The 4,651-nt window shown below is 37.2% G+C and carries 5 protein-coding genes and 1 pseudogene; all 6 read left to right on the top strand.

The genetic code is table 11. The annotated features are described in order from the left end of the window. Positions 1–316: pseudogene (locus tag RYK16_RS08315) on the top strand (hypothetical protein); the annotation flags it as partial. Between the two features lie 36 nt (positions 317–352). Then, positions 353–1,012, top strand: coding sequence for a hypothetical protein (locus RYK16_RS08310; RefSeq protein WP_314851785.1), 660 nt, complete (start codon positions 353–355; stop codon positions 1,010–1,012). A gap of 200 nt (positions 1,013–1,212) precedes the next feature. Continuing rightward, positions 1,213–3,555 carry a SpaA isopeptide-forming pilin-related protein gene (locus RYK16_RS08305; RefSeq protein ID WP_314851784.1) on the top strand — a complete coding sequence of 781 codons (2,343 nt, stop codon included), beginning with the start codon at positions 1,213–1,215 and terminating at the stop codon, positions 3,553–3,555. 59 nt (positions 3,556–3,614) lie between these two features. Continuing rightward, entirely contained in the window at positions 3,615–4,022 is a 408-nt protein-coding gene (locus RYK16_RS08300) for a hypothetical protein (RefSeq protein ID WP_314851782.1), read from the top strand. A 36-nt stretch (positions 4,023–4,058) separates the two neighbouring features. Then, entirely contained in the window at positions 4,059–4,400 is a 342-nt protein-coding gene (locus RYK16_RS08295) for a single-stranded DNA-binding protein (RefSeq protein ID WP_314232010.1), read from the top strand. Between the two features lie 32 nt (positions 4,401–4,432). After that, on the top strand, positions 4,433–4,651 hold a 219-nt coding region (locus tag RYK16_RS08290; protein WP_314851781.1), incomplete at its 3' end, for a hypothetical protein.

The following is a 4,651-nucleotide window of genomic DNA, read 5'->3' as shown; positions in this document are numbered from 1 at the left end:
AGTAACGTATAGTGTTGAAGATAGTCAGCATAACAAAGCGGAGGCTACATTGAACTTACATCTATCTGATAAACCTGCACCTACACCTGATGTTATCTATGTTGAGGTGCCATCACAAGGAAACAATGGCTCGGGGCAAATTGCCCCAAGCACAAGTACATCACACGGAACGCAATACTTCATGTTCAGTGATGGATACAATCTTGATTCAGGATATTCAGCATGCATTGCGACTGGATCTGGATACGGAGCATATTCATGTGAACCAATCATGGGTGCAGATGGATTATACAAAGGATATAAATTAACTTATTAAAATATTGGGGCAAATTGCCCCGAAGGGAGAAAACTTATGAACAAGAAGAAATTATTCATCATCGTTAGCATCTTAGCCGCAATTGGATTAGTAGTTATGTTATTTGTGCTACCAAAGCCAAAGACAAACAACACAGCAAAACAAGAGACAAGTAGTGAAACATCTTCATCCAAGGAATCATCTAAGAAGAATGATAAGAAAGATGATAAGAAGGATAACAAACAATCTGACAAGAAAGATAGCAAGAAAGATGATAAAAAGGAAGATAAGAAAGAAGATACTTCCACTACATCATCTGAAACACCTGTTACACCAACTACAGGAACAACTACTACTGAGACACAGAACAATAACAACAGTTCTTCAGTAACAAATACTCCAAGTACGAATACAACACCAGCTGCACCTGCTCCACAGCCTATTTATCAGACAATTCATCACGATGCAGTGGGACACTGGGAAACACAGGTTATCCAAGAAGAATGGGATCAACCAATCTATGAGCGTAAGATTATTGGTAATCAAACTGGAAGAGTTTATAATTCGCTGGATGAGTTTAGTATGCAGGATGATGATGGAGGTTACCATGTTGGTGATGTTCAAGTAGGCACAACACATCATGATGCCGTTACTCAGCAAGTTTGGGTGGTTGATCAAGAAGCATGGGATCAAACAGTAATTGTAGGTTATAGATAAATATAAAATTAAGTTCAGTCAAATTTTCTCCTTGATAAGGCGATAGATGAAAAATCTACCGCCTTTTTTTAATGGAGAAATCTTAAAAACAACATTGCCTATTTCAATTATCTTCTACAGCAAATAGGCGATGAGATATAGCATCACAACAACAAGCTTCATGCAATATTAAAAATTCATATAGGAGGAATGAAAAACACATGAATTTATTGAATCAAATGAAAAGAAAAGCCATCAAGCTATTAAGCGTGATGGCAGCCTTCATTCTGGCACTTGTGATTCCAATGGGAATCAAACTGTTGCCAGTAGAGGCGAGTACAGTTAACCTAGATACATTGGAAGTGGGAGACACGTTTTCAGGTAAGCTAGGAACGTCTAACACCAATCCAAGTACAGGTGTGACAAACTTCACGATCGATTATATCGATGGTCTTTTAGGTGGTGCATCTGGACAAATTATAAACCAACTCAGTGTTCAGTGTCTAGAACCAGGTCATATAGGATTGACCTATAAAACGGCATATGAATCTGGTAGTAAGACATATTACCCTTACAACGCTACTGTTACAGATGTTCAACCAGATGGTAGAGTAACGCTACGTATCAACGTACCACGTTACCTGAATCCATATACAGGGGAAGAGGCTACAGGTTGGAGTGCTGGCTTAGGTACAGTACCTTATCAGCGTTGCGGAGCTACTTGGGTTATCCAGACTGCTCCAAGAAATATCTCAGTAAACGTTACTTTAGATAAGTCAAATGGCAACCCTGCAATGACACAGGGTAACGCAGCTTGCTATGCTCAAGACTTATCTGGTGCCATTTATGGAGTGTATTCCGATGCTGCATTAACAAATGAAGTAGGACGTATTACTACAGATGCTACTGGTCATGGGGAACTAAATGGTATTACAGTTCAACGTAACGCAGTACTATATACAAAAGAATTAGTAGCACCAAGAGGATTTGGATTGGATGCTCAAGTTTATTCACATATGTTTACTGCAAATGGCGAAACGTATAGCATTCAATCAACAGATGTACCGTTAAATGACCCACTCACAATTACCTTAAATAAAATATCGGCTGATGGAACAGTTGTGGCAAATCCAGCAAGTCTTGAAGGTGCTGAATTTACTATCAAGTATTATGCAGGACAATACACATTTAATGATTTACCTACTACTGCAACACGTACATGGGTAATTCAAACAAAGTTAGTTGGTGGAAGATATTTTGCTTTGATGAGTGATACATATAAAGTATCTGGTGATCCATTCTATTTAGATGCTGGAATCCCAACATTGCCATTAGGAACAATCACAGTAGAAGAAACAAAAGCACCTGAAGGATATACATTAGACAATAAAGTGATTGATGCAACAAATTCTCCAGCACCAAATGTTAAAGATGGTGTAGCGTTATTTAATATCGTTGATGAGAACTCATTAGCAAGAGTTGTTGGTGGCAACGAATACACCGTAGTTGAAGGTGTTGTACGTGGCGGATTAGAGATTCAAAAGAAAGATGCAGATACAGGTGCAAATGTTGGTACTGCAACTTTTGAAATCGTAAACAAGAACAACTACGACGTAGTAGCTAGAGATGAAAATGGTGATGTTGTAGCTACAGCCGCTGCTGGTCAGACACTACCTTATACAATTACTACAGATGCAAATGGTTACTGGAAGTCCAATGATGCTTTCTTACCTGCAGGTGATTATGAATTGGTAGAAGTATCTGCACCAGCAGGATACTACTTAAATACAAATCCAAAGCCTTTTGAAATTAAGGATAACGGAACAGTCGTTAGTCTTGATTATGCAGACGATAAGATCGTCATTGACGTTGCTAAAACAGATGGCAAAGGAAATAACGTTGCTGGAGCTAAGATGACTTTGATTGACAAAGTAACAGGCAGCGAAATTGTTACATTCACATCTACTAAGGAAAACACAGACATTTCTAAATATGTTGAAGGTGGAAAGACATATATTCTTCGTGAAGATGAAGCACCATTTGGATTTAACAAGTTTGAGAATATCGAATTTACAGTAACTGGTACACGCCAACATGAACAAGTTGTGATGGCTGTAGATACACGTAAAGTGTTCTACGTGAGCGCAATCAAAGTAGATGCAATGGATAACTCTAAGAAGTTAAAAGGTGCTGAATTGACGTTGTTTAAAGCGGATGGAACAGTGGCTGTAGATAAGGATGGAAATCCTTGTGTAGGCATCACAGATGGAGAAGGAGTAATTACCTGGGCTGTAGAGTTTGCCGATGATTTAGGTGGATATTATGTTCAAGAAACTGCTGCTCCAGAAGGCTATCGAATCAATCATGATCACTTCCAAGTAGTATTAAGTGAGGATTATGATTTTGCAGTTAATAATGCCGTAAAGGTTGTTGTAAATGATATGGCATTACCTTCCGTTAAGACAGGTGATACATTCAATGCAGTAGGATTATCTATGATGTTTGTAGGTGGTCTAGCTGTGGCAGTGTTCTTATTTCTTAAGAAGAAACAGTTTGCTGAATAAACTTTATGGACTGAACTCTGGGGCAATTTGCCCCAGAGACATCACAGATGGTGAAAACTATGAAATCAGATAAATTATTAAAAGAGTTAAAAGTAAAGAGAAAAGTTACATATGATGAGTATGTTGCATATCTAAAAGGAAAAAATGAGGATGAGATTGCAGGAATATACATTGAATTGCAAGTGAAACTAGAAGAACTAAGTAGGCTTAGTCCAGTGCTATGCATTGGCGGAAGTTCTTTAATGGGTTTAGGATTTCTAGAAAGCTGTAGAGATATGGATATTAATTTAAATGACTTATGGCAGGTGATCAATATTATTGGTGCATCATTATCAATCGCTTATTTGATGTTGGTAATAACTAACATGATCATGCTTTATATAGAGACGAATCTAAAACGAAAGATTCTCATTATTGATAGTTATAAAAAACTTGGGGCAAATTGCCCCGAGCGTTTTAAAGATTAAAAGAAATGTTGTAAACAGAGAGAGGAGAAATAAAAAATGTGGAACAATAACGTTAATTTATCTGGAAATTTAGTTAGAGATATCGAAGTGAAGGTGATGGAAGGAGAAAGTGGCAAGCATGTAGCAAATTTTACGGTTGCTGTGCAACGTACACGATCAAAGGATGATGCTGCAGACTTTATCAATTGCGTTGCATGGGGACAAGTTGCTGATTATTTAGGTTCTTATGGTAAGAAAGGCAAGCGTATTGAGTTGGAAGGACAGTTACATACACGCTCATACGAGAAGGATGACAAGAAAATCTATATAACGGAAGTATATGTGGATGATTGCCATTTATTTATAAAAAGAGATACAGATGGCATTGATGAAGAATAGGTAGTATGAATGCTATTTTATAGAGGATACAAATGGGAAAAAATAAATGGAATAAACAGTTATTAGATGAGAATGGCAAACTAAAAACTTGGGAGAAACAGTTACTTGAATATGAATATGGATTGATTGATGATACTTTTCTTATCGTTCATTCCGATTCAAAAAAATTGGCATACACAGGCATTGATGACTTACCAATAACAATCAAGCCTTCTGTTATTCGAAAATTAAAAATTAAACATAATATTCCA

The organism is uncultured Solobacterium sp., from assembly GCF_963550625.1.
Classification (GTDB): domain Bacteria; phylum Bacillota_I; class Bacilli_A; order Erysipelotrichales; family Erysipelotrichaceae; genus Bulleidia.
The sequence above is the reverse complement of the archived record's forward strand: the minus strand, read 5'-3'. Positions and strand labels throughout refer to the sequence as shown.